Consider the following 26,755-nt stretch of genomic DNA (forward strand, 5'->3'; position numbering starts at 1 on the left):
AGTTGCGGTAGACAACAGCCAACTTATTGTGGTCAGGATAAGGGATAAGCGTGAAGTTGGCAAATGGAACGAATTACCAACGAGTTACAAAGTCAGATAGACCGCGTCTTGATTCCTGCATACCTACAGTTGGCCGCATACATATTAATGAAGGAACGAAAAACGCCCGGTCACAGGTTTTCCCTGTAACCGGGCGTCTGTTGTATCAGGCCCGTGAAGCGTAAGCAGTTACTTCAACAGAACCATCTTCTTTGTCGATGTGAAGTTACCGGCAACCAGTCGGTAGAAATAGACGCCCGAGGCATGCTGAGTGGCATCCCATTCGACTTTATGATATCCGGCTTCCGTCCGCTTATTCCAGTTGGTGACTTCCTGACCGAGGACGTTGTAAATGGTCAGGGTCCACTCACCCGCTTTCGGCAACGCGAATTCGATCGACGTGACCGGGTTGAACGGATTCGGGTAGTTCTGCGAGAGCGAGTATTCGCTCGGCAGGAGGCTGATCTTCGCCTCTACCATATATCCATCGTAGCTACCCAGCTCGATCGACTTAACCTGTCTGGCATGGTTCATGTAGATCACCGGACCGGATTCGAGGAAGCCCTTTCCGGTCGACGAATAGATGAGCACTCTGGTCACCTTGCCATCGTATGCGGTCTTGATCTCCATCTGCGAGGCAGACTCGTGAAGGGTCGGCTCGGCCTGTCCCTCGAGAACGAGACTGATCGCACCGATCGGCGTGTCGGTGTTGCCGATCGACAGGACACCATCACTAACACCTACCTCGGCATGATATGCCGCGTTCGGACTCAGTTTCGGCGTCATCGGTACATCGCCAACCACCGCGCGGATCAGGTAAACCAGATCGGCGACCGTCAGCGGGATGCCGTCGGCGTTGACATCGGATGCCGCTACCTGCCCGGCCTGATTGACGGTGAAGACCACCAGACCGCGGACGAAGTAGTTGGAGAAGAGGACCGCATCGGCAATTTCGTAGCTGATGCCGTTCAGGTTGATATCGGCACGCGCATCGATCGAGTCTGCGCAGACGATGTCAATACCACCGTTGGTGAAATCGATACAGCGCTGCGGGCCGATCTTATCCCCACCGGGGCCCTGCAGACAGTAGTCGGGAGCTCCGACATAACCCGGCAGACCAAAGCTATTATCGGTGATCTCCTGGTGTTCGAAATTGTAAACACGGCGCGAGATCCAGAGTGTATCACCGGCGAGCGATGAAAGCGCGTTGTCGGTGCACCCGAGCCAGAAGAACTGGACCGGCGCATACATGCACTCCAGCGTACGATCGTTGGAGACAAGGAAGTCGATCTCTGCCATTGAGCCGACCAGACCATCAAAGTAGCATCCCGGATGGTACGCACCGTTGTTGGTCTCGGCCATGCCGACGATACGAATGAGTCCTGAAGGGCAGGCGCCATTGCAGTTGCCATCGGCACCAAAGCGGTAAGTGAAGTACTCCCATCCGCACTGTTCAAAGAGCGGTCCCGGTGTGACCCCCATCGCCGTAAGCGAGCTGGCGTCATACGCAATGAGGAACGAGAAGCCACCGAGCGGCTTGCCCGTACCGTTCAGGAAGACATTGACCGTCTCATGCTGGCCCTGCAGGGCATTGTGTGTTTTCTCGATCTCCACGTGCATGCACTCATCGACCGTCACATCAACACAGACCGTGTCTTTCGAGACCAAGCCGCAGAGATCTGTCGCCGTGATGACCACACAGTACATCCCTGGATCATTGATGGCCAAACAGACCTGACCAGTCCCGGAATTGTAAGTACCAGACGGAGTCACGGTGACGGATGACAAGTTGTTGTCCGGATCTGAGACCGTGAGGTCAAAGCAGAGCGGGCCAACCTGTTCCATGTACGCGGTGAAGTCAGGCGGGCCTGCCACCACCGGCTTGTTGTTGTAATTGACCGTGATGATCGTCGTATCGTAATCGACCAGATCGCACGAATCAGTCGCCTTGAAGATGAAAGCATATTGACCGGTCGGCAGATCAGCATACGTGATGGGGAAACAGACCTGACCGGTTCCGGAATTGTAGGTGCCGAGCGGAGAGGTCAGTTCAACCGATTTCAGGTTGTTGTCCTCATCGCTTGCCGCCACTGTCCAGCAAACATTCTGGTTGCCGCAGACGAAGATCGTGCTGTCATGCCCAGCGTTCACGATGGGCGCGGCATTCAACTGGAAGACAACTCGGAATGAATCCCGGCAGCTTACGCCGCAGGAATCAAAGCAATCGATCACGATCGTCCGGATCTCATCTACCGACGGCGTATAGGTCCACTGTCCGCCGGAGAGCGAACCGGGGCCAGAGACGATCTGGCAGTGGCTGAAGTTGCCGTTTGCATCCGTCGCGCTCACCGGCAGGCTGACCTGGGTCGGTACACACTGACGGAAAGTCGAGTTTGGCGGCATCTGGCAAACCGGCGCGGCATTAAGCGTCACAGTGATGACCACCGTGTCGAGATCGGCTACGCCGCACTTGTCAACCGCCCGGAGGACGATCACATGGCTGCCTGAAGCTGCCGGAGTGAAACAGATCTGACCGGCGCTGTAGCTACCCGGACCGGAGAGCACCTTGATCGAATCAAGGTTGCCATCCGGATCGCTGGCTGAGGCCGGCCAGCAGATCGGTGCGGTAGTGCAGCGGAAGAGCGTCTGGTCAGCGCCGGCATTCGCTACCGGCGGATTGTTCTGCTGAATCGTGATGACAGCAGTGTCCACGTCGACTGCTCCGCAAGCGTCGGTTACCCGGATGATCACCGGATAAACCCCGGCACTCGGCGGAGTGAAGCAAACTGTGTTGGTTATCGTGTCAATCGTCCCACCAGTGAGCAACTGCTCCAGCACGGCGTTGGTGTTGGCATCGGTCACGCTGTACGGCAGACAGACTGGCGCCGAACCGCACTGGAAGAGAGTGGTGTCATTCTGCAGGATACTGGCAACTGGCGGCACATTCTGACTGACATTGTAAGTCATGGAGACCGTATCCGCCGCGCCACATGAGTCAGCCACTACGGCAGTGACGCTGTAGTTACCGCTGCCTGCAGCGGTGAAGCACCAGAGCCCACCGGATGTTACCGTGCCATTACCGGTCAACCGCGACCAGTTCAACGTTCCACCGTTGACATCAGAAGCTGAGAACTGATAGCAGATCGATGCCGAGGCACAGATGAAAGTATCCTTTGGCGTCACCGGATCAACCGCCACAGGGCGAGAGTTGATGGTGACGTTAACCGTTACCTGGCAGGTATCCGCACCGCACCCGGTCGTGGCTACCACTGTCAGGTTGTAAGTTCCAGATGTTGCCGGCGTGAAGCAGACATTTCCGCCACTGTAGCTGCCGGTCGGCGAGACCGTGACCGTCGCACCGGAAGGCGAAACCGTCACTGGTACGCAAATCTGGCTCGAAGCGCAGAGGAAGAAGTTCTGCGTGCCGGGGCAGGTAACCACTGGGATGTCACCAAGAGTGACCGTCACATTGATGGTATCCTGATCGATCGCTCCACACGCATCGGTCGCCTTCACCACAAAGGTGTACAGACCAGCCGAAGCCGGCGAGAAGCAGACCGTGTTGGCGGCGGTGTTAATAGTCCCGCTTCCGGAGAGGAGCTGTTCAAGCGTGATATTGTTGTTTGCATCTGAGATCGAATACGGCAAGCAAGCCGAGCCACCCGGACAGAGAGCCAGAGTAGTATCGCTGCCAAACGCGATCACCGGAGCAACATTGCTGGTCACGTTGTAAGTCATGGTGACCGTGTCGGCCGCGCCACAGGAGTCTGTGATTGCCGCCAGCACCGTGTAACTTCCGGTTGATCCAGCGGTGAAGCACCAGAGACCGCCGGAGGTCACCGTTCCGTTGCCGCTCAGTTTGCTCCAGTTGAGCGTGCCGCCATTGACGTCAGATCCGGAGAACTGATAACAAATGGAGGTCGAAGCGCAAATGAAGGTGTCTTTCGGCGTCACCGGATCAACCGCCACGGGGCGAGAGTTGATGGTCACGTTAACCGTCAACTGGCAGGTATCTGCTCCGCAACTGGTCGAGGCGATCACTGTCAGATTGTAGGTTCCGGAAGTTGCCGGCGTGAAGCAGACATTGCCGCCACTGTAGCTGCCGGTCGGCGTGACGGTCACGCTCGCACTACCCGGCGTTACCGTGACTGGTACGCAGATCTGCTGTGAAGAACAGAGGAAGAAATTCTGAGTCCCCGGACAGGTTACTACAGGAATCTCACCCATGGTGGCGGTCACGTTGATCGTGTCGTAGTCCATTGCGCCGCACGCATCGGTTGCTTTCACCACGAAGGTGTACAGCCCGGCAGAGGCAGGGGAGAAGCAGACCTGATTCAGCAGAGTGTCGATCGTTCCGCTACCGGCGACCAACTGCTCCAGGGTGACGTTATTGTTGGCATCTGCCACCATGAACGGCAGGCAGGCAGTACCACCCGGGCAGAATGCCAGCGTGGTGTCATTGCCAAAGCCAACCATTGGCGGAAGATTCATGGTCGTATTGTAGGTCATAGTGACAGTATCCGCCGCTCCGCAGGAATCTGCGACTGCCGCCAGCACCGTGTACGTGCCGGTAGTATTGGCGGTGAAGCACCAGAGACCGGTCGATGAAACCGTACCGTTCCCACTCACCTTGCTCCAGGCCAGCGTGCCGCCATTCACATCAGAAGCGGAGAACTGGTAGCAGATAGAAGCTGAAGCACAGAGGAAAGTGTCCTTCGGCGTCACCGGATCAACCGCCAGCGGGCGGGTGTTGATCGTCACATCGGCGACTACCTGGCACGTGTCAGCACCACACGAGGTGCCTGCTATCACGTTAAGAACATAATGACCGGTCGTGTCAGCCGGGAAGATGATATTACCAGCCGAGTAAGAACCGATCGGAGTAACACTAACCAATGCTCCAGCGCCCATTACGCCGATCGGGATCGAGACATTGCCTGCGGCACAGAGGAAAATTGTCTGCGTGCCCGGGCAGGTGAGCTGGGCAGCCTGTCCGACTGTCACGTTAAACGTGATATCGCAGGTATCCACACTGCACGAGGTCGTGGCGATCACCCGGGCATTGTAGGTGCCGGTAGTGTTAGCCGTGAAGCACAACTGTCCGCCGGAGTAGGTCCCCAGGGTGGTGGTCACGGTCGCACTGGGAGGTGTTATAGTGAGTGTCTGACAGACCTGACCGGCGCCGCAAAGTGAGGCGGAGATCGGACCTGGCGGACAAGTTATCGATGCGAACTCGCCGAAGGTGATGATGGCTCTAATCGTATCCCGATCAGTGGCACCACACGAGTCAGTGACCGAAACGATGAAGTCGTAGGTTCCGGCCGTGGTCGGCGTGAAACAGACCTTGTTGTTGGCGGCGTCAAGCGTGCCGAATCCGGCAATCAAGACCTCCGTCAAGTTGGACATCCCATTCGGGTCAGAGACCGTGTAGTTCATGCAAACCGCCTGCGGCGTGCAGAGGAACAGAGAGGTATCGGCACCAAAAGCGAGAGTCGGAGCACCGTTCAGGGTCACATTAACATTGACCGTATCCTGACTCGCCGCACCACACTGGTCGACCGCACGGAGAATGAACGTGTAGGTTCCGGATGCCGCCGGTGTGAAGCAGATCGAACTGCCGTTGTAGGTGCCAGGACCGGAGATCAGCTTGCAGCTATCCAGGTTACCATTGATATCGGAACAGGAAGCAGGCCAGCAGATCTGGGCCGGAGTGCACTGGAAGATCGTCTGATCGAGACCAGCCGAGGCAACCGGTGCCGTGTTGATCGTGACATTGAAAGTAATGTCGCAGGTATCGACACTGCACGAGGTCGTGGCAATCACTCGAGCATTATAAGTGCCGGAGGTCGGCGCGTTAAAGCAGAGTTGACCACCGGAATAAGTGCCGAGAGTCGACGTGACTGTTGCACCCGCCGGAGCGATCGTCAACGGCTGACAGACCTGACCCGGAGCGCAGAGGAACTTGCTGATCGGACCTGACGGGCAGGTGATGTCGGCAAAGGTTCCAAAGGTAATGATGGCTCTGATCGTATCCCGATCAGTGGCACCACACGAGTCAGTGACCGAAACGATGAAGTCGTAGGTCCCGGCCGTGGTCGGCGTGAAACAGACCTTGTTGTTGGCCGCGTCAAGCGTGCCGAATCCGGCAACCAAGACCTCCGTCAAGTTGGACATACCGTTCGGATCAGAGACCGTGTAGTTCATGCAAACCGCTTGCGGCGTGCAGAGGAACAAAGAGGTATCGGCGCCAAAAGCGAGAGTCGGAGCACCATTCAGGGTCACATTAACATTGACCGTATCCTGACTCGCCGCACCACACTGGTCGACCGCTCGGAGAATGAACGTGTAGGTTCCGGATGCCGCCGGTGTGAAGCAGATCGAACTGCCGTTGTAGGTGCCAGGACCGGAGATCAGCTTGCAGCTATCCAGGTTACCATTGATATCGGAACAGGAAGCAGGCCAGCAGATCTGGGCCGGAGTGCACTGGAAGATCGTCTGATCGAGACCAGCCGAGGCAACCGGTGCCGTGTTGATCGTGACATTGAAAGTAATGTCGCAGGTATCGACACTGCACGAGGTCGTGGCAATCACTCGAGCATTATAAGTGCCGGAGGTCGGCGCGTTAAAGCAGAGTTGACCACCGGAATAAGTGCCGAGAGTCGACGTGACTGTTGCACCCGCCGGAGCGATCGTCAACGGCTGACAGACCTGACCCGGAGCGCAGAGGAACTTGCTGATCGGACCTGACGGGCAGGTGATGTCAGCAAAGGTTCCGAAGGTGATGATAGCTCTGATCGTATCCCGATCAGTGGCCCCACATGAGTCGGTGACCGAAACGATGAAGTCGTAGGTCCCGGCCGTGGTCGGCGTGAAACAGACCTTGTTCAGCGCTGAATCGAGACTTCCAAATCCCGAGATCATAACTTCAGTCAACTTGCTCATCCCGTTCGGATCGGAGACCGAGTAGCTCATGCAAACCTGTTGTGGCGTGCAGAGGAACAGGGAGGTATCGGCGCCAAAAGCGAGGGTCGGAGCACCGTTAACGGTTACCGTGATCTGGGTAGTATCCGCATGCTGCAGGCCGCAAGCATCGGTTGCGGTCAGCACAAAAGTATAGACTCCAGATGTGGAAGGCGTGAAGCAGATCGTGCTGCCATTGTAAGTGCCTGGCCCGGTCAGGTTACAGGTACTGAGATTGCCGTTCGGATCAGTACAGGAAGCCGGCCAGCAGATCTGAGTAGGCAGGCACTGGAAGAGAGTCTGGTTCGGGCCAGAGTTGGCGACCGGCGCCTGATTCAAATTGATCGTCACTTGAATAGTATCACTGCCATGATCGGTGCAGGCATCGGAGGCCTTTACCACGAACTGATACGTTCCGGCCGCGCCAGGAGTAAAGCAGACGGTGTTCGCGACAGTGTCAATCGTACCGGGTCCAGAGATGATCTGTTCATTCGTGACATTGTTATTCGGGTCGGTCACCGTGTACGGCAGACAGACCTCCGCGAGAGCGCACTGGAAGATGGTGGTGTCGTTTCCGAGCGCCACTGTCGGTTTCTGGTTGATATTAAACGTGATCGCAAACGATGACTGGCAGGTTGCGTTACAGGAGTCCTCACACTGGATCGTCACGTTGACGGTCTGCGATGAGGATGGTGTATAGCACCAGTTGCCACCCACCAGCGATCCGGGACCGGAGATGATCTGGCAGGATTTGAAATTGCCATTCGCATCGGTCGCGGAGTAGGGGAGGCAGACCTGCGTCGGCGTGCACTGGAAGATCGTCTGGTTACTTGGGCCGGAGCAGATCGGGGCAGCATTAAGCGTGACCGTGATCACCGCAGTATCCTGATCGATCAGTCCGCAGGCATCGGTAGCCTTCAGGATGAAAGTATAGACACCCGAAGCAGCCGGGGTGAAGCTGATCGAACCACTGTTGTATGTGCCGGGTCCGGCGATCAACTGGCAGGTCGAAAGGTTGCTGTTCGGGTCAATACAGGAGGCGGCCCAGGTGATCGGTTGTGCTGCGCAGAGGAACAGGGTCGAATCGCGTCCGGCATCGGCGACCGGCGCGCTGTTCAGCGTGTAGTGGATAACAACCGTATCGTAGTCGACAAAATTGCAGCTATCGGTCGCCTTGATGACAAACTCGTAATCAAGCGTGCCGCTCGGCGTGAAACAGATCTGCGAGCCATTGTAAGTACCCACGCCGCTGATCATCTCACAGGTCTTCAGGTTATTGTCAACATCACTACACGATGCCGGCAGACAGATCTGGGCAGGTGTACACTGGAAGATCGTCTGATCGGGTCCGGCATTGGCTACCGGCGGATTGGTGCCGCAGATCGTGATATTGTACGGATTGGCCTGCGGATTTATGGATGGCGATGACACCGTCGCAGAACCATCCGAGGCCGTGATATAATAATCAAAGAACGATGCACAGGGGAGTGCCGACGATGGTATTGTGGCGCAGAAGGTACTATCCGATGGGGCGCCAGTGGCGATCATATTGACCGCAGTGTAACTGACCGCCGCGGTCCGGTAATACAGCGTAACCGCCAGACTTCCTTTGGGGGTATCGAGGTCGGTCACATATGCGCATATGGACATCGGCGACGTGTACGGCTGACAGCCGGTGCTCAGGTTGATGGTGGCAGGGGTACGGACGATCACCGGCGGCGCAGTCTCCTGGCAAGAGAGTGAATCACACGGAGTGCAGTTCGGGCCGGTCTTCTTGCAGACCTTCATCCAGTGGACATCGCCATTCTGGATCGTATCCGGGCTAGTGTAACAGACATAGTAGCGGCTGCAGAGGCGCTCCTTGACGAGGGTATATACGGAATCCATGTCAGCGCCGGTCTGGGCGTGCTGCCAGAATCCACCGGTCCCCGATGAAAACGCCTGCAATGCTTCCGGGTTGTACCAGGTGTTGGTAATCGGGCCGAGGTTGAACGTGTAGATCGGAATACTGGCTGTGTTCGCAAGGTTGCAGATGGCCGTGGAATCATCCGCAAACGTGTTGTCGTTGACGCCGTCGGGAGGGTTCGGCGAACAATTGTTACTGCGATTCTCAAGTCCATCCGTAAAAGCGATCACCGCTTTGCTCCCCAATTGGAAGCGGGTGATATCGACGCCTTTGTAAATGCCGTCAAAGACTGCCGTGTTGCCGCCGGCAGACAGGCTATTGATCTTAGTATGAAGCGTGGCCTGGTTGCTGGTGAATGCTTGATGCACAGTCCAGCAATTCGCGAACGTCACAATGGCGACCTGGTCATACGGGTCCATCGCGTTCACAAATCGATGCATCGCCGCCTTGGCTGAGTCGAGCCGGTGATCATCGGTCATCGATCCGCTGACATCCACCACCAAACAGACCGACGTAATGCAATTACCGGAGGTAAGTTGGGTGACGCTGAAATTCGGGACCGGAACACCGTCCTGATAGAGGCAGAAACTGTCCGCGGTCATACCGGGGACTGGAATTCCACTGCCATTCAGGACATCGACATACCCGCAAATGTACGGGAACTGCGAGCAGTCCATCTGCGAGAGGTCGATGGAAGCGACCACATCGGTCCCGGTCGCGGCAGTGATGACCGGGCGAACGGTTCCGCTCCCCGGCAATGAAGCCGTGGGATGAAAACTTGTGTCGATGATGGTTTGATCATCAGGGGGACCAACGATGATGTACTGGGCGTTAACCGAAGTACAACAGAGGGCGAGTAGCAACAGAGACCAGCGAACCACGGAACGCAGCATAATCCCTCCCAGGGATTCGGTGTCTAATACACCTGTTGTGACCATACCGGCGAACGCGACTGTGACCACGAACGTACCGCAACACGCAGACATCCGCCAATGTCATTCACGCCAATACAGTCTGCCATGACTTTTCTGAATTTGACTGAGAGAATAAATGCTGAGATGCTGTACCAGACGACAGCGAACGCGGGATAACGAAAGTACTATATCAAACTAGAATAACCCGCACTGGTAAAATGAGCAATGTGCAATCGTCAGTATTACCTCTCGTCAATCACCTAATTATCAAATTGATTCGTAAAGAAGGCGGAAATCTGTTCGAAACGTGCGAGTTCTGTGTCTCAACGCAGTTCCGCCCTGAGCACATTATAAGGAAGCCAAAATTCCGCATATTGTCAAGCTATTTTGCTGTTTACAGTGATGCTGCGCCGCGTCGAATTCAACGGGCGTTTCGACAGTGCGCGAGATCCTGCGGTTCATTGGCTGTCCACTAAAGCGGTCAATCGAGCCCCGTTTTGACCAGTCCTCTCGTCGATCAGGCTAACATGGTCAATTACAGCCAGATACAAATATTCCACCGGGCTGAGAGGAAATTGTTGATTTTTCCAATTATTTGGCGATATTGCCAAATAGAAGTTGAGGTACACCGATATGGGAATGGACAGCAAAACCAGAGCGCAGTTTGAGGCCAAAGCCAGGATCATCAAAGCCATGGCCCATCCCACCAGACTATTCATCGTGGATGTGTTGTCTCGAAATGAGCAGTGCGTCTGTGAATTGACCGAGATGATCGGAGCAGATACCTCCACGGTCTCCAAGCACCTGTCGATCCTGAAAGCGGCCGGAATCGTGAGCGATGATAAGCGCGGCCTTCAGGTTTATTATTCCCTCAAAGTCCCCTGTATCCTGAACTTTTTTGGATGCGTGAGCCAGGTGCAGAAGTTATCGGCCAGCGAGCAGGTGATGTTGGTCGATCGAAAGTAGTTTTTTTGGGTCTTTATTTGGCCGTTTCGCCAAATAGTCGTGAGAAAGCAGGCGTTGGAAATGGACTGGAAGAGAGAATGGAAACCGCTGGCCGTGATCGTGGCCGCCTTCCTGGCTTGCTTCTATCTGCCGGTCGGTACGCCACGGTTCGATAACGCCGTCAACGAATCGCTGCACCTGGTCAAATGGTACGCGCAGGAACATGTGCTGTTGTGCCTGATACCGGCGTTCTTCATCGCCGGAGCGATCGGTGTTTTTGTCAGCCAGGCATCGGTGATGCGGTACCTGGGAGCCAAAGCCAACAAGGTCCTCGCTTATGGCGTGGCATCAGTCTCTGGCACCATTCTGGCGGTCTGCTCATGCACCGTTCTTCCACTTTTTGCGGGGATATATCGGATGGGAGCCGGGCTTGGGCCGGCCAGTGCCTTTCTCTACTCTGGCCCGGCTATTAACGTGCTGGCCATTTTTCTTACTGCAAGAATTCTTGGGCTCGAAATGGGGGTGGCACGCGCTGTTGGCGCAGTAGTTTTCAGCATCATTGTCGGGCTCATCATGCATTTCATCTACCGTAAAGAAGAGAACTCCCGGGCGGAAGCTCAAATGGCATTGCCGGATCCGCCGACCGCACGCCCGCTCTGGCAGACCGTACTCTATTTCGCTTCAATGATAGCCATACTCGTTTTTGCCAACTGGGGGAAATCAAGCGAACCAGTCGGTATCTGGAATGCCATCCACGATTTCAAATGGTATCTGACCGCTCTGTCTGCGGCAGCGCTGGGGCTGATGCTTGCTACTTGGTTCAAAGTCGCCTGGTGGAAGGTCGCGGCGACAGCAATCGCCGTCGCGATCCTTGGCCTGATCTTTCGAGAGCATCCCCTGATCCCCTTTGCCGCCGGATTTGTCGGGCTCTCGATCATAACCAGCACCGATGATGGCGAAATGGGGAACTGGTTTGAACAGACCTGGGGATTCGCCAAGCAGATACTACCATTGCTTCTCTTTGGCGTACTTGTCGCAGGACTACTTCTTGGCAGGCCCGGACATGAAGGAGTCATTCCTTCCGATTGGATCAGCCGATCTGTGGGGGGCAACTCTCTTTGGGCGAATCTGTTCGCTTCCGTTGCCGGAGCCTTTATGTATTTCGCCACTCTGACGGAGATCCCCATTCTACAGGGACTCATGGGGAGCGGCATGGGGAAAGGTCCTGCGCTGGCACTCCTATTGGCAGGGCCCGCGCTTTCACTTCCGAGCATGCTGGTGCTTCGGAGCATCATGGGACTGAAGAAGACTGCTGTTTTTGTAAGTGTCGTCGTAGTCATGGCGACAATCACTGGGTTGATCTACGGCTATTTGTTTGGATAGGAGATACACAATGAAATTGATTCAAATTCTGGGCACCGGCTGTCCCAAGTGCAAGAAGCTCGAGGAGCAGACGCGCGAGGCGGCCAAGGCCATCGGCCTTGAGTGTGAGATCCTCAAAGTCACCGATATCGAGGTGATCATGCGCATGGGCGTCATGATGACCCCGGGGCTGGTGATCGACGGCAAAGTCGTATTATCCGGCAAAGTACCATCGGTCGATGAACTGAAAAAGATCCTGGCGTGAAAGGAATACTCAGATGAACAAGTCAAAAACCATAGCGGTCATCGCCGGCATAACACTCTTGTGGTTGGGTGGATACTTGTTGGCTCATGCGGGGGATCTGAAGAACAACGAGTCCGTCACCGGGTCCACTTCGGCAGTCGCCACCGATAGTGCCGCGGTCATGCCTCACAAGGTCGTCGCCTATTACTTTTATGGTGATGTTCGGTGCGCCACGTGTCGAAAGATCGAAGCATACACCGGCGAAGCGATTGACAGCGGTTTTGCCGCTGAACTCAAGTCCGGATTGCTCGAGTGGCATGCGATAAACACCGATTCAACGCAAAACGAACACTTTGTGGAGGACTACCAGCTCTACACCAAGTCGGTCATACTCTCAGATATTCATCAGGGTAAACAGACCCGCTGGAAAAACCTCGACCAGATATGGACTCTGACGGGAGATAAGTCCGACTTCATGAAATATATCCAGGATGAAGTGAGGATCATGATGGACACCACCAAGTGATGAACCGGCCGGGCCTGAACATGCGAAGTCCTGTTATTCTGACGCTGTTGTCCGTACGGAGATCGATCAGGTCCTGAGGAAACTGTCATGGATTCACTCTTTGTCGCAGCACTTTCCGCTATCTGGCTGGGGATACTCACCTCGATCAGCCCTTGTCCATTGGCCACCAACATTGCGGCCGTTTCCTACATAGGCAAGCATGTGTCGAGCGGACGCCATGCCCTCTGGTCCGGATTGCTGTATGTCCTCGGTCGAGTAGTTACCTACATTGTAGTGGGGGCGATCGTGACCGCCGGTGTGCTCTCCATACCCGGCGTATCGAATTTCCTGCAGAAGTACATGAACAGCTTGCTCGGACCGATCCTCATCCTGGTCGGCTTGGTTCTGTTAAACTGGTTGCCGTTCAGCATTCCGGGACTCACACCCAGCGACAAAATGCAGGAACGTGCCTCACGTGGAAGTCTCTGGGGAGCGGCTCTGCTCGGCGCTGTCTTTGCACTCTCTTTCTGTCCGGTATCAGCGGCATTGTTTTTCGGAAGTCTGATCCCGCTGTCGGTACAGCATCACTCGTACCTGCTGATTCCGTCGCTGTATGGCATTGGCACCGGCCTGCCGGTACTGGTTGTCGGTATCATGCTGGCGTACAGCGCCAAGTCGGTGGGGAAGCTGTTTTCGGGAATCCAGCGCTTTGAAAGCTGGGTTCGTGTCATCACCGCGGTCATTTTCATCATCGTTGGGATCTACATGATCTTGAGATATGTCTTTCACCTGTTTTGAGATGGACGTTACTCGATCTGGTCCGGTTACGGCGACTTTTTGGAGGGCTTTCCTCTGACCATCCCGACTCGTGGATGACTCAAACTGCCGAACACAAAGAAAGCCCTTCGGCCAAATTGCCGAAGGGCTTGATCTACAACTTAAGCTCCCCCAAGCGGGCGTTAGTCGAACGTTTAGAGATTTCATAGCTTTTTGGTGTACCGCCGCTTGACTGCTATTGTGGCAACGAACTCGCGCATTAATGTGGAGAGACGCGGGTGAATTGTTTCTCGGAGTAAGCTCTGAGCCGGATTTCGTGCTTACGCGATAATTTGCGATTCGATCACAAGATATGCAGAGGCGGCTGACTAATTCGTTGCAAAATAAGAAGTTAATAGGATTTTCCCCGAGGCAACTGTTCACGTCCCTTTCTCGGCCTAACTTGCTACGAAGCAATCGATATCCGGAAAGATTCGCAGAATCGGCAGAATTGTCGACAAATTTCCCGAAATCTGACTTGACGAAGCGACGTGGAGTCGATATATACAGATACAAGACTCTTATAACTGGAATGTGTTATGTTGTTTTCAAAGGGCTGTAGCTACGCGATTCGTGCCTCTCTCCTTGTCACTACTAAGGAGCTGAAAGATGGCCGCAAGTTCATACCGATCAAAGAACTGTCGGATGAACTCGATCTCTCTTTCCATTTCCTCACCAAGATCATGCAGGAGCTGACCGAAGCGAAGATCATGGAGTCGTTTCGCGGTCCCAACGGTGGCATTGGGCTCGCAAGACCCGCCAAGGATATCCGCTTGGTTGATGTAATTGAGGCGATTGACGGCCTGGACATTTTCACCGAGTGCGCGCTCGGCCTCCCGGGGTGTGGTGAAGATACTCCCTGCCCTCTGCACGCAAGCTGGGCCAAACGTCGGGAAGATCTGCATCGCATGTTTGAAAAGACCACGCTGGCCAGTTTGGCCAAAGACCTCCAGTCCAGCGGACTTCGGCATTGAGGTAACCGTATGAAAACAGACGTGCTTATACATCCATCTGTATTTCAGATATCATACTCTTAAATCAGAATATAAAAAGTCAGACACTTAACTGCTCTTTCTTACACAATAAAGGAACGATGGTATGAAGTCCTTGATCCTCTTAAGCGCGATGACCCTGGCGATGATCCTTGCCGTCATCGGCTGCTCTTCCACTCCCGAGACCGACGCCGAACGTCAGGCGAGGTGGGTAGCGGGCAATCTAACGAGTTGGGAGACCGAACACGGCATTGGCCCCATAACCGAAGAGACACAATCCGCCGCAATAGACCCTTCTCGTGCGACCTCAGGTCACGACCTGTTTGTAAAAAAGTGCGCAACCTGCCACTACCTGGATCACAAGAAGACTGGCCCGATGCTTCGCGATGTCACCAAACGCCGCTCGGCTGAGTACGTTCTCAACCAGATCCTGAATCCTGAACAGATGGGGAAGCTTCATCCAGATGGCAAAAAACTGGTCGCGCAGTATGCGCAGTACATGACGATTCAGGGGATCACTCACGAAAACGCTGAGGACCTGCTTGCCTTTCTACGCTCAGAAGCGGACAAACCGGCGCTTCCTCCGGAGCAGCAACCAGGGTTCGGCACACCGCCACCACCGCCCGGCAATTGAAGGGACAACATGAGAGAAGCTAAAGGTTACATGAGGAGGACGAAATGAACGCTTATCGCTCGATAATCATCACATCCAGCGCGCTCCTGCTACTGATGCTTGCCACATTCGTGGGTTGCTCAAAGAAGCAGGAAGTTGGCGGCGTCGGCGACGCACCTGCCAAGGTCTATGTCGCCCCGGGCACCTACGACGAATTCTACGCCTTCATGTCAGGCGGATTCAGCGGCCAGGTCTCGGTCTACGGACTGCCGTCGGGCCGCCTGTTCCGAGTGATCCCGGTTTTCGGCCAGGATCCAGAGAAGGCTTACGGATACTCCGAAGAGACCAAGCCGCTCTTGAACACGACCCACGGGTTCATCCCGTGGGATGACGCACATCATCCGCAGTTGTCGGTGACCGATGGCCAGACTGATGGACGCTGGTTGTTCATCAACGGGAACAACACGCCGCGAATCGCGCGCATCGATCTGACGACCTTTGAGACAGTAGAAACGATTGAGATCCCGAACTCGGGTGGCAACCATGGTTCGCCCTATCTGACTCCGAACACTGAGTATGTGGTAGCTTCGACCCGATTCTCGGTGCCAATTCCGCAGAAAGATGTCCCGATCAGCTCTTACAAAGAGAACTTCAAAGGGACGATTTCATACATCAAAGTTGATTCCGCCACCGGCCGGATGAACCTCGCGTTCCAGATCCTGGTCCCCGGGATAAACTACGACCTCTCCCGCGCCGGTAAAGGTCCATCGTATGGATGGTCCTTCTTCAGTTCGTATAATTCCGAGCAGGCCAACACGCAACTTGAAGTCAACGCGTCTCAGAATGACAAAGATTTTATCGCGGCTGTTAACTGGAAGCTGGCCGAAGAACTGGTCGCGCAAGGGAAAGGTGAACAGTGGCCAGCCTCTTACTATCACAATTATATGGATGCAGCGGATGTGGGGAAGAGCGAAGTGATGAGCGGTGTCAGGGTGCTTAACGCTAAAGAGCATCCAGGCCTCGTTTATTATCTGCCGACGCCGAAATCACCGCACGGTTGCGATGTTGACCCTTCCGGCGAGTATATCGTCGCCGGCGGAAAGCTCGCGGCGCTGATTCCGGTTCACTCCTTCAGCAAGCTCCAGCGGGCCATTGCCAACAAGGACTTTGACGGGGAATATGATGGCATACCGATCCTGAAGTATGAGTCGGTCATTGCCGGCGAAGTGAAAGAGCCGGGTCTTGGACCGCTCCATACTGAATTTGACGGTCTGGGGTATGGCTATACCTCGATGTTCCTCTCGTCAGAGATCGTGAAGTGGAAGATCGGGACCTGGGAAGTAGTGGACCGCATACCGACCTACTATTCTATCGGTCATCTGATGATCCCTGGCGGCGATACCAAGCAGCCGTACGGTAAATATGTCGTAGCGCTGAATAAAATCACCAAGGATCGCTATCTCCCAACTGGTCCGGAACTGACTCAGTCTGCCCAGCTAATCGATATCACAGGCGACAAGATGAAGCTACTGCTCGATTTCCCGACCATTGGCGAACCACACTATGCGCAGGCTTGCCCGGCCACGCTTATCAAAGACAAATCGAAGCGATGGTATCCGATAGAAGAGAACCACAACCCGTACGCTATTAAAGCGGAGGGAGATGCTCGAGTAGAACGCGATGGAAAGACTGTTCATGTCTACATGAGCACGATACGAACGCACTTTGCGCCGGACAACATCGAAGGAGTCAAGGTCGGCGACAAGGTGTACTTCCATGTCACCAATCTGGAGCAGGATTGGGACGTACCTCACGGTTTCAGCGTGATGGGTTCTACAAATTCGGAACTGCTTATCTTGCCAGGGCAAACCAGAACCATCTTGTGGGAGCCAAAGCAGGCCGGCGTGATACCGTTCTATTGTACCGACTTCTGTTCGGCGCTACACCAGGAGATGCAGGGCTGGATCCGGGTGTCGAGTTGAGGAAACATGAATTTCCTGAGTAGGAAAAACTCCACGAGTGATCCGGTCAGTGTGACCGGGTCATTCGGCAATCGACATGAGGCGGCGAAGCCAACGCGTAGCGGGATTCTATCCCTTTCATCCCGTATCGTTATTGTCCTCGCCGCCCTCATGCTGTCCTTCACCTATTTCTTTCCGCTTTGGGAGATCACTCTCGAGGCGCCACAGTATCCTGAAGGGCTTGGTCTGGAGATCTGGATCAATCAGATGCAGGGGCAGCATCCCGGCGACCTCAACAAAATCAACAATCTGAATCACTATATCGGGATGAAGACGATCAAGCCGGAGTCAATACCGGAACTGAAAATCATGCCCTGGGTGATGCGTGGTGTGATGTTGCTTGGCCTTCTGGTCGCGGCCACCGGGCGACGTTCCTGGCTGACGTTCTGGCTGCTTATCTTCATCGCGGTCGCTGCTGCCGGATTGGTCGATTTCTACCTTTGGGGATACGACTACGGCCACAATCTTGACACCGAGCATGCGATCATCAAGGTACCTGGGATGAGCTATCAACCACCGGTCATCGGAGCAAAAAAGCTTCTGAATTTCAGGGCAATATCACTCCCGGGGATAGGCGGGTGGATCGCTATCGGGTCGTTCACTATCGGTCTCCTCGTCTGGCTGTGGGAGATGAGACGACAGAGAAAGCCGGCGACCAATGCGGCGTAGCTTTCTTCTGACCCTCATATTGGCGATTGTCCTGGCAGGCTGTGGGGCTCGCGGTCCCACACCCATTATTTACGGAACTGATCTCTGTGATTATTGCGACATGACCATCGCCGACAAAGCCTTCGGGACCGAGATGGTTACAACTAAGGGAAAGATACTCAAGTATGACTCTATTGAGTGTCTCGCCGCCGCCGAATTCGAGCGCGGCAGCAACGCGGATATTCACTCACGGTGGACCACCGATTTCAATCATCCCGGCCTGTTCCTCAATACAGACCAGGCGATCATCGTAGCGACCGACCGTCAGAAAAGCCCGATGGGGATCGGTCTGGTTGCGGTCAGCAGCCGCGCGGCAGCGGATGATCTCATCGCCGCCAAAGGCGGGCAGGTCATCACCTGGAACGAGACAATTCAATTGGTCGTGGAGTCGTGGAAACTTGCGGAGGCGAGGTGAAGCGCATAACCTTGATTTTTATCGCCTCTCTACTTGCCGTGACCCTCAACTCAGCACTTGTTCACGGTGCAGTCCTCTGCGTTCAACCAACCGGAGAACTTCAGTCCCTTCGGGCGGCCTTATTGAAAGCAAATGATAATGACACGATTCTGGTTGCCTCCGGCACTTATTGCGAGTGGAACCTGATCGCGGCAAAATCCGTCACAATCCTCGGCGAAGACTGGCCGACCATCGACGCATCTGAGAAGGGCCCTATTCTTGAGGTGACCGCGCCGAATGTACATATCTCCGGCATAATTTTTTGCAATGTTCCAGTCAGCCACATCAAGGAACATGCAGCGATCCTTGTATCAAGTACTCAAGAGTGCGAGATAAGCAACAACCGTTTTAGAGGCAATTTCTTCGCCATTTATCTCGCCAACTCGCAACGTTGCCAGATCATTGACAATGAAGTACGTGGAACCTCGACCGACCTGACCAATTCCGGCAACGCGATCCACCTCTGGAAGTCTCGCGATATCACCATCACCGGGAATATCCTGCGCGGCCACCGCGATGGAATCTACCTTGAATTTGTCAAGCATAGTCTCATCACCGATAATCAGAGCGAACAGAATCTTCGCTACGGCCTGCACTTCATGTTTTCAGACAGTTGCAGATATGAGAATAATCAGTTTGTCGGCAATGGTTCCGGCGTGGCAGTGATGTATACAACTTCAGTCAACATGTCGGACAACACCTTCGCCGATAGTTGGGGTGGCGCGGCCTACGGACTACTGCTTAAGGATATCAAAGACAGCCGCGTTGCGAACAATCTCTTTTCAGGGAATTCAGTCGCGATCAATATGGAGGGTTCCGACCGGGTGCGGATCGATTCCAACAAGTTTGTTTCAAATGGCTGGGCGATCAAGATAATGGCCAACTGCGTTGGCGGACAGATCAAGAATAACAGCTTTATCGATAACACCTTTCAAGTGGCCACCAACAGCCGCCAGACATTCAGCACATTCGAGGCGAACTACTGGAGCGCGTACCGAGGGTTCGACCTCGATCGCGATGGCTTTGGCGATGAACCATTCCGCCCGGTAAGCCTGTACAGCCTGCTCGTGGAATCCGAACCGCCGACCCTCATTCTCGTCAGAAGTTTGCTGGTGGACCTGTTGGACTTGGCGGAACGGGTGATGCCGACCCTTACTCCCGAAGCCCTTGTGGACGCCAAACCCCGTATGAGGCCGATTATATGATAGCGATATCTCACCTGCACAAGCGCTTTGGTTCATTTGTCGCGCTGCACGATGTCGACCTGTCGATCGAACGGGGCAGGATCACCGGTATTATCGGGCCGAACGGCTCCGGCAAGTCGACCTTGATGAAATCTCTTCTCGGTCTTGTCACCCCAACCTCGGGGTCAATCACCATCAACGGCTATCTGTTGAACGGCGCCAGCGAATATCGTCGCACCCTCGGATATGTTCCGCAAGTCGCGCGATTTCCGCAGGATCTCACCGGTCGTGAGGTTATTGAGATTGTCAGGGGCCTCCGCACCGACATGCCCTCGCTCGAAAATGAACTCATCGCTCTCTTTGGCCTGGAGTCGGAACTGACCAAGCGGACGCGTGCCATGTCCGGCGGCACGCGCCAGAAGCTCAGTGTGGTGCTCGCCTGCATGTATGATCCATCGTTGGTCATCTGCGATGAACCGACCGCCGGCCTTGACCCGCTTGCTAACACGCGCCTCAAGGAGTTTCTCCTTGCGCTCAAAGCGCGCGAGCGTACAGTTCTTATCACGACCCATATCATGAGCGACCTGGAAGAGATCGCCGATGATGTCGTGGTTCTGCTCGAAGGTCGTATCAGGTTCGCCGGATCGGTGCGCGATCTCAAGCTGAAAACAGAGGAACCGCGACTCGAAGCCGCGGTTGCCAGACTCCTCCAGCGAGGTGCCGCATGAAACTCATTCTGCATGTTGCCTGGTTCGCGGTTCGGGATGTGACGCGCAACCGTTGGGGCCTGCTTTACACCGCTTTCTTCGCGGCGGTCACGATCGGCCTTTTCCAGCTACAGGCGCAATCGGCCAAGGTCGCGGTCAGTCTGATGAGTATCTGTCTCTTTCTCATACCGCTTGTTAGCGCGTTGTTTGGAACTGTCTATTTCTACAATTCACGCGAGTTCGTCGAGCTCGTCCTGACCCAGCCGGTGTCAAGAAAGACCGTTTATCTCGGTCTCTATCTGGGGCTCTCCCTCGCGTTGATCGCAGGTTTCACGCTGGGCGTCGGTATTCCGGCGGCGATTTTCGGTGACGCCTCTGTCTACCAACTCACGTCACTGGCGGTCTTGCTTGGTGTTGGGGCATTCCTCACTCTCATTTTCGTCGCCATTTCGTTCTGCCTGGCGACGATCTTCGATGACCGGGGGAAGGGTTTGGCCGCGGTGTTAGGTGTCTGGCTGTTGACAGCGCTGGTGTACGATGGTCTCGTGCTCTTGGCGGCTATGACCTTCAGCGAATACCCGTTGGAGACACCGCTGGTGATCGCGTCGCTGGCTAATCCAATAGACCTGGCGCGTGTCACGCTTCTGGTCAAGACCGACTGGGCCGCTCTAATGGGGTATACAGGAGCGGTATTCAATCGCTTTTTCGGCACCGGTCTCGGTGTCAGCATAGCGATTTTCTCGTTACTGATCTGGACGATCGGTCCGTTTTGGATCGGTCTACGACGATTCCGAATCAAAGACATGTAGTTCCGCCAGATAGAAGCGGTACGACAGACAAATTCTCTAACACTGACAAAGGGTGAGTGAAATGGCGGCAGATAGCATGAATGCGTTCAAGATGTTTCTGCAGGCACCGAGTATTCTGGTTGGTAGGCTGTATCTCATAACGTGCGGTCTTTTCATGCTGATCGCGGCAACGGCGGCGGTGGTCATTCAGTTTGATATGTTAACGCCCGTTCTTCAGGTCACTGGTGCTTTGTGGTTTGGCAAGCTCCTTACCGGTCACGGCATGCTAATGGTCTTCCTGGTGGTTCTGCCTATTTTCCCCGGCGTATTCGGCCAGCTGGTCCTTCCATCGGCCGTCGGGGAAAGACAATTTGTACAAAGTAGACTCGGGCTGGCCGGTTGGCTGTGCCATCTGATCGGGGGAATTCTTGTTGTCGGAGCTCTGCTGCTCGGCGGTTACGATAGCGGATGGCAGATGATGATGCCCGTGGCAGGGCAGACTCAGCCATTTGTTCTCCTGATAGTTGGCTTGCTCCTGGCCGCGCTGGGAACTCTGCTTCCTTCGATAGAAATCGTGCGAATGGTTACGTCGCGCAGAGTGCGCTCGCATTCATTGGCGAAACTCCCCATCTTTGCCTGGTTTCTCTTGCTTGGTGCAATAGTACAGGTGGTGGTAACGCCCGTTCGACTGGTAACACTACTTGCTGTTCTCGGGAGCCATTTGTGGGGTTGGACCCACTTCTCGCTGACTGATCCAGAGGGTATTTCCCGGTATCAGCAGTTTTTTTGGTTGTATGCGGGACCTGCAACACTCAGCCTTCTCCTATTCGTTGTTGGCTTGGGGTTTGAAGTGCTTATCGCTCGTTCCAAAGTTGCTTTGCATGCTCATACCGCTTTGATAGTCGCTGGATTCGGTCTGTTGATACTGTCCATTGCTTCATTTCCACAGCACTTGATAGCGTCTGGCGAAAGTGAACTTGCTACCGTACTTGGCAGCCTATTCGGGCTGTTGATGACAGGTTGTGCAGGGTTCATTTTGCTTCACCTGCTTCGTCAGCTTGTTCGAATCCAAAGGCCTTACACCGGTGTCGACTTGTTCGTATTCAGCACGCTTTTTTGTGGGTTTCTAAGTGGTCTTGAAGGGGCCGCCCTGGCCATTCCAGCAATCGCGATACACCTGCACAATACCTATTTCACAGTAGCTCACTTGCACGTGGCACTGGTTGGGGTGATCGGTGGAGCTGTATTCGGTGGGCTTTTTCACTTCTGGCCGCATTGGTGGCATTGCAAACTTCCAGCAAAGTCTGTTCGTATCAGCGCTTACACTATGCTTGTGGGAATCTGTCTGACCTTCCTGCCCATGGTCGCGCTCGGCACTTTGGGACTGCCACGTTCTCTGTACGAGTATCCGGATAATTACAAAGTGTTGCATGCAATTTCGTCTGTCGGGTCGTTTCTCTTGGTCGCTTCGCTATTGCATGCCATCGCGATACTGGCGCTCAGTGCACGTCGCAGAATTCCTGCAATTGAAGGTCCTCAGCCGATTGGCGGCGAATTCACATACAGCCATATGAACTTTCAGATCGAAGAGAGGTGATGTGTAATGGTTCCGGGCAAAATTCATCATCCAATAATACAGGTGTTGCTGGAAGAACATGTAGTTATACAGCAGGCGTTGACAGTGCTAAGCGTTTTGACCGGCAGGGTGAAGCGTCACCGGACGGTTGCCCTCACTGATCTTTCACTCCTGATCCGCTTCTTTCAGAAATATGCCGACAAGATCCACCATCGGACTGAAGAGGATCAGTTGTTTGTGGCGGTAGAAAGAAATCGGATCTTACGGAGGATGAATCAGAGATTGCTTTCGCAGCACACAATGGGGAGAGTATTTGTTGATGCGATGGCCGACTCACTCAAGAGTGCGCGATCGGGACGGCGAGGCTGGCGCACCCAATTTGTGGATAACGCCTCGGCCTACTGCACCCTTCTGCACATTCATATCTGTGACGAAAATCACGTCTACTTCCCGCGAGCGGAGAAAATCCTGCGCAAACTCGGGTCGAGTCCGAAATTGCCAGATGCTCACACGACGGCAAGACAAAGATATCGTTCGCAGTTGGAAGGTCTTTACAGGCGCTACGTCTTAGTCAACACGAGAGGAGTTGGTTGTCATTCCCAGCAGTGTGTGAAAGCGATCAACTCGTGAAGTGCTCGCTCCATACCGTGACCAACCGTCCTACTGTGCCTCATGGTCGCAGGAAATAGGCCCGGACGACCTCCGGAGACTCCGTTGAAATCCAAGTGTGAAAACCACGCTCCATTGCCTTGTCAATGAGCGGTGCAGGTTCAAAGGGTGTGACAATCTCAAGGATGTCTCCCTTGGCCAGCGAGGCCAGTTCCTGGAGCACTCTACCCATAGGTTGTTCGCCAGCGCTAATCATCGGGCGAACGTCCATGCGTTTGACTATCCGATCCGTCCTCAGCCAATCAGGTGTCTCGGGGCAGGATCTGGGTCCGAGCGGTACTTCGTCACTCAACTGATAGTCTGGCTGTTCAACTGCCTGGCGCAGAGTGTTGATCATTTCCGCGACAGACACACCACCGACTCGTGCCGCTTGGCTTAGGCTGGTTACTCGCGCGACCGTACGCCGCAGGATCGGATTGCGTAGCTTCTTGAAAGGAGGAGCGATCTGGATCAGCACATTCTCCAATTCAGGGAAGGCATCGAGTAGCTCACCCACTTTTGTCTGCGGAGTTATCAGCTTTTTCGGTGTTTCGGTCATGTGCGCTCCTGATCATAAGTCAACAGACGTTGCTCACCGGACAGTGACCGTTTAGCAGTCAGGTCCTGGCTGACCTCCAGGGTGCCGAGGTACTCACCAGTCTCGCCACGGACGGCAAAATACTCGATATGGATGAATTTCTCGCGCATCTGGATCCAGAATGGCGCACGATCCGCCTTTCCGGAGCGAAAGTCATCGATGATCTTCTGGACAATGTGTACACTTGCTGGCGGGTGGCACATCTGAACTTTACGTCCCAAGATCGCTCTGTTCCGCTCAAAAATCCGCTCGCTTCCCTGTGTGAAGTACTTTACGGTGTCATCAGCGCCGACGAATGTCAGGTCAAACGGGATGGTATTCAGAATGCACTGTATCTCCTGGGCGCTCAGGCTACCACTTGGGAAATGTACCCTATCTGCTGTTGGCTCTATGGTCACGGCTTCTGGCAAACCCTCAGGCCGCCAGGTGTTCGTCGGATCGTAGATGCAGAAACCGATCTGTGGACTATGCTGGTATATGACATACCATTCTGCCGCATCCAGTTTGTCGAGGCACATGGGAAGGAAAATCTCTTCCTCTTTAAAGATCATTTCCTTGACAGCGTCTGCCGCGGGGCGTAGCAACAACTCTATTATTCCTTTGGCATCGCTGGCAGAGACTTGACCGTGGTATTCCAGCCCTTCGAGGGCTGCGCTGATGGCGGCACGAACCTCGTCATCTTTTCCCCACATCACCTTTGGTGGTCCGGTTATGCCCTTCCGCTCAAGATAGGGAAATATTAGATTTTCCTTTCGACTGTAGTGCTTGCCAACGTCAGCCAGTCGGCTAAAGCGAAGTCGCAATTGTCCCAAAGCTTCCGTTGCGTTGTTCTCGTCGGCCATTACTTCGATCTCGGCGAAGAGCTTATCGGCCAATTGGAGTTCGCCAGCTAACGCTTCATTCTCTTTCTTGAAGGTATGGACAGGATGTCCTGCCGGTACATTCTGTGCGTCGGCGCCCTCGAGCGCACCCCGCATTGCAGCTGAATGCAGGTCACACATCTTGAGAATTTCCTCTGTCGGAACCCCGTCTGCAATCAACTCTTGCTCAACTTCCACCACCTCATGATAGGGGACTCGCCCCAGCAATCTCAGCAATTGCGGCTTCACATGCTCTGGTGCGGTGCCGCTATGAAGTTGCAGTATGAGGTGTTTCAGTACTGCCCGACGCGCCTTGGCGCTGTCAATTAGTTCACTCATGTTCGTCCTCACTGTAGCAATTGAACCCTATTCTGGTGCGATTAGTGATGCTGGCAAATCAGTTCATTGTCTTCTTAGATTAATAGTGCACATTTCGAACGAACACCTTGACTAAGGTCAAGTGGCTTTGGTTGCTGGTTGCTCATAATAAACCTGCTCACTTACCAGAATTCGGACCGATTTGTCCTCCAGCTTGACTTTAATCAAAGGATTTTCTTCACAAGCTGCCGATTCTCTCCGTCTGGCAGGCTCCGAATTGTCGGATTGGCCAACACTTGTAACGAAAGATCTGATATGTATACCAGAACAGTGATTTCCCCATTGATTGCCGCTACGATGCTGTTAGTTTTGGCAGTGACGGCTCAATCTGCCCAAGTCGACCTGAAATTCACCGGCCAGCTTCGTACGCGTGCCGAGTTCGACAAACGGAATTTTGATTTTGGCAAAGCGAATCAAAGCTACCTCTTGCTCCGCACTCGCGTCGGACTCGAAGCAACCGTTGATACCAACACCCACGCCTTCATTCAACTGCAGGACTCCCGCACTGCCGGTGGAACGATCAATGGCACCGCAACGTCCGGACTGACCAACGATGGCAAAAATGTTGATATCCACCAGGCATACTTGCTGATTGACCGGATCTGGACCAATGGCTCTTCTCTCAAAGTCGGTCGATTTGAGATGAATTTCGGCAACCAGCGACTCTTTGGCGCAGTTGACTGGCATAATGTCGGCCGTTCCTGGGAGGGCGCGCTCTTTTCGCATACCACTTCGAAACTCAAGCTCTCCGTATTCTGGCTTAAGCGACTTGAGATGAATAACACCAGCAGCAATCGCGATTTTGATCTTTTCGGCGCGTACGGTACTCTCCCACGCGCCAATATCGACCTCTTTGCGGTCTACGAACTCGATTCCGACACTTCCGGAATGAATGACGATATCAACCGCCTCGACCGGATCACCTTTGGCAGTTATTTCAAGCGCTCGTTTGGCTCCTCCGATTTCGAACTGAACGGTGCGATCCAGACCGGTAAGATCGGCGTCTTTGGCGGCGACACGATCGAGCAGGATATCTCCGCTTTCCTCATCACTGCCGAACTCGGTCATACGTTTTCGGCCGCGTCCAAACCACGACTTGCAATAGGATTGGACTACGCCTCTGGCGACGAGGACTTGGTCGATTCAACCTTTAAGTCATTTGACAATCTCTATTACACCGGCCACAAATTCAGAGGATACATGGATTACTTCCTTTCCTCATCCCGTTCCGGTCTCCTTGATCTTGTCGCCCGTGCGTCGGTCAAGCCGATAGTAGGGCTGGACATCGCACTCGACGCTCACTATTTTCAATCCGCGGCTGACTACCGGGATATCCACGGAAAGTTGACTACCGATGTCGGGACTGAGCTCGACCTTTCGCTCACCAGTTCCCGAATCAAAGGGTCACTCCTCGCCGCCGGTCTATCCCTGTTTCTGCCGTCGGAGTCATTCGCCGCGGCAAATGATCCTGATCCCGGGCTCTGGGGCTATACAACCTTAACGGTCAACTTCTGAGCGACCGGACGATAGCAACGTA

19 protein-coding genes are annotated in these 26,755 nt (G+C 54.4%); 16 read left to right on the plus strand and 3 right to left on the minus strand.

Annotated features, from left to right (window positions below):
* Positions 1-228: 228 nt before the first annotated feature.
* Positions 229-9,798 carry a VWA domain-containing protein gene (locus IPH75_09190; GenBank protein ID MBK7142241.1) on the minus strand — a complete coding sequence of 3,190 codons (9,570 nt, stop codon included), beginning with the start codon at positions 9,796-9,798 and terminating at the stop codon, positions 229-231.
* Between the two features lie 660 nt (positions 9,799-10,458).
* On the opposite strand from IPH75_09190, the gene IPH75_09195 reads away from it, so the two are divergent.
* The 15 genes from IPH75_09195 to IPH75_09265 all read left to right on the plus strand — a co-directional run bounded on the left by IPH75_09195 (position 10,459) and on the right by IPH75_09265 (position 23,364).
* A complete protein-coding gene (locus tag IPH75_09195; protein MBK7142242.1) occupies positions 10,459-10,785 on the plus strand; it encodes a winged helix-turn-helix transcriptional regulator in 327 nt (108 codons plus the stop codon).
* A 60-nt stretch (positions 10,786-10,845) separates the two neighbouring features.
* Positions 10,846-12,147 carry a permease gene (locus IPH75_09200; protein ID MBK7142243.1) on the plus strand — a complete coding sequence of 434 codons (1,302 nt, stop codon included), beginning with the start codon at positions 10,846-10,848 and terminating at the stop codon, positions 12,145-12,147.
* A 10-nt stretch (positions 12,148-12,157) separates the two neighbouring features.
* Positions 12,158-12,391: a TM0996/MTH895 family glutaredoxin-like protein gene (locus IPH75_09205; protein ID MBK7142244.1), complete on the plus strand. Its 234-nt coding sequence runs from the start codon at positions 12,158-12,160 to the stop codon at positions 12,389-12,391.
* Positions 12,392-12,404: 13 nt separating this feature from the next.
* Positions 12,405-12,896, plus strand: a complete 492-nt coding sequence (locus IPH75_09210) for a hypothetical protein (protein MBK7142245.1) — start codon at positions 12,405-12,407, stop codon at positions 12,894-12,896.
* A gap of 87 nt (positions 12,897-12,983) precedes the next feature.
* Positions 12,984-13,673 (plus strand): sulfite exporter TauE/SafE family protein, encoded by a 690-nt coding sequence (locus IPH75_09215; protein MBK7142246.1) that lies wholly within the window; start codon positions 12,984-12,986, stop codon positions 13,671-13,673.
* Positions 13,674-14,233: 560 nt separating this feature from the next.
* A complete protein-coding gene (locus IPH75_09220; GenBank protein MBK7142247.1) occupies positions 14,234-14,665 on the plus strand; it encodes an Rrf2 family transcriptional regulator in 432 nt (143 codons plus the stop codon).
* Between the two features lie 124 nt (positions 14,666-14,789).
* Entirely contained in the window at positions 14,790-15,317 is a 528-nt protein-coding gene (locus IPH75_09225; GenBank protein ID MBK7142248.1) for a cytochrome c, read from the plus strand.
* Positions 15,318-15,361: 44 nt separating this feature from the next.
* Entirely contained in the window at positions 15,362-17,278 is a 1,917-nt protein-coding gene (gene nosZ / locus IPH75_09230; GenBank protein ID MBK7142249.1) for a Sec-dependent nitrous-oxide reductase, read from the plus strand.
* A gap of 150 nt (positions 17,279-17,428) precedes the next feature.
* Positions 17,429-17,986 (plus strand): hypothetical protein, encoded by a 558-nt coding sequence (locus tag IPH75_09235; GenBank protein ID MBK7142250.1) that lies wholly within the window; start codon positions 17,429-17,431, stop codon positions 17,984-17,986.
* 100 nt (positions 17,987-18,086) lie between these two features.
* Positions 18,087-18,440: a nitrous oxide reductase accessory protein NosL gene (locus IPH75_09240; protein ID MBK7142251.1), complete on the plus strand. Its 354-nt coding sequence runs from the start codon at positions 18,087-18,089 to the stop codon at positions 18,438-18,440.
* A complete protein-coding gene (gene nosD, locus IPH75_09245; GenBank protein MBK7142252.1) occupies positions 18,437-19,684 on the plus strand; it encodes a nitrous oxide reductase family maturation protein NosD in 1,248 nt (415 codons plus the stop codon). Before IPH75_09240 ends, nosD begins: the two co-directional genes overlap by 4 nt.
* Entirely contained in the window at positions 19,681-20,391 is a 711-nt protein-coding gene (locus IPH75_09250) for an ABC transporter ATP-binding protein (GenBank protein MBK7142253.1), read from the plus strand. The genes nosD and IPH75_09250 overlap by 4 nt, the downstream gene beginning before the upstream one ends.
* Complete coding sequence (locus IPH75_09255) at positions 20,388-21,179, plus strand: ABC transporter permease subunit (GenBank protein MBK7142254.1); 792 nt, start codon at positions 20,388-20,390, stop codon at positions 21,177-21,179. The genes IPH75_09250 and IPH75_09255 overlap by 4 nt, the downstream gene beginning before the upstream one ends.
* 154 nt (positions 21,180-21,333) lie before the next feature.
* Positions 21,334-22,755, plus strand: coding sequence for a cbb3-type cytochrome c oxidase subunit I (locus IPH75_09260; protein ID MBK7142255.1), 1,422 nt, complete (start codon positions 21,334-21,336; stop codon positions 22,753-22,755).
* Between the two features lie 6 nt (positions 22,756-22,761).
* Complete coding sequence (locus IPH75_09265; protein MBK7142256.1) at positions 22,762-23,364, plus strand: hemerythrin domain-containing protein; 603 nt, start codon at positions 22,762-22,764, stop codon at positions 23,362-23,364.
* Positions 23,365-23,404: 40 nt separating this feature from the next.
* Here IPH75_09265 and IPH75_09270 read toward each other — a convergent pair whose 3' ends face one another.
* Complete coding sequence (locus IPH75_09270) at positions 23,405-23,941, minus strand: DUF1858 domain-containing protein (protein ID MBK7142257.1); 537 nt, start codon at positions 23,939-23,941, stop codon at positions 23,405-23,407.
* Positions 23,938-25,179 carry a DUF438 domain-containing protein gene (locus IPH75_09275; GenBank protein MBK7142258.1) on the minus strand — a complete coding sequence of 414 codons (1,242 nt, stop codon included), beginning with the start codon at positions 25,177-25,179 and terminating at the stop codon, positions 23,938-23,940. Before IPH75_09275 ends, IPH75_09270 begins: the two co-directional genes overlap by 4 nt.
* Before the next feature lie 294 nt (positions 25,180-25,473).
* Here IPH75_09275 and IPH75_09280 point away from each other — a divergent pair, with 294 nt between their 5' ends.
* Positions 25,474-26,733, plus strand: coding sequence for an alginate export family protein (locus IPH75_09280; GenBank protein ID MBK7142259.1), 1,260 nt, complete (start codon positions 25,474-25,476; stop codon positions 26,731-26,733).
* Positions 26,734-26,755: the final 22 nt, after the last annotated feature.

This window comes from bacterium (genome assembly GCA_016708025.1).
Lineage (GTDB): Bacteria > Zixibacteria > MSB-5A5 > GN15 > FEB-12 > FEB-12.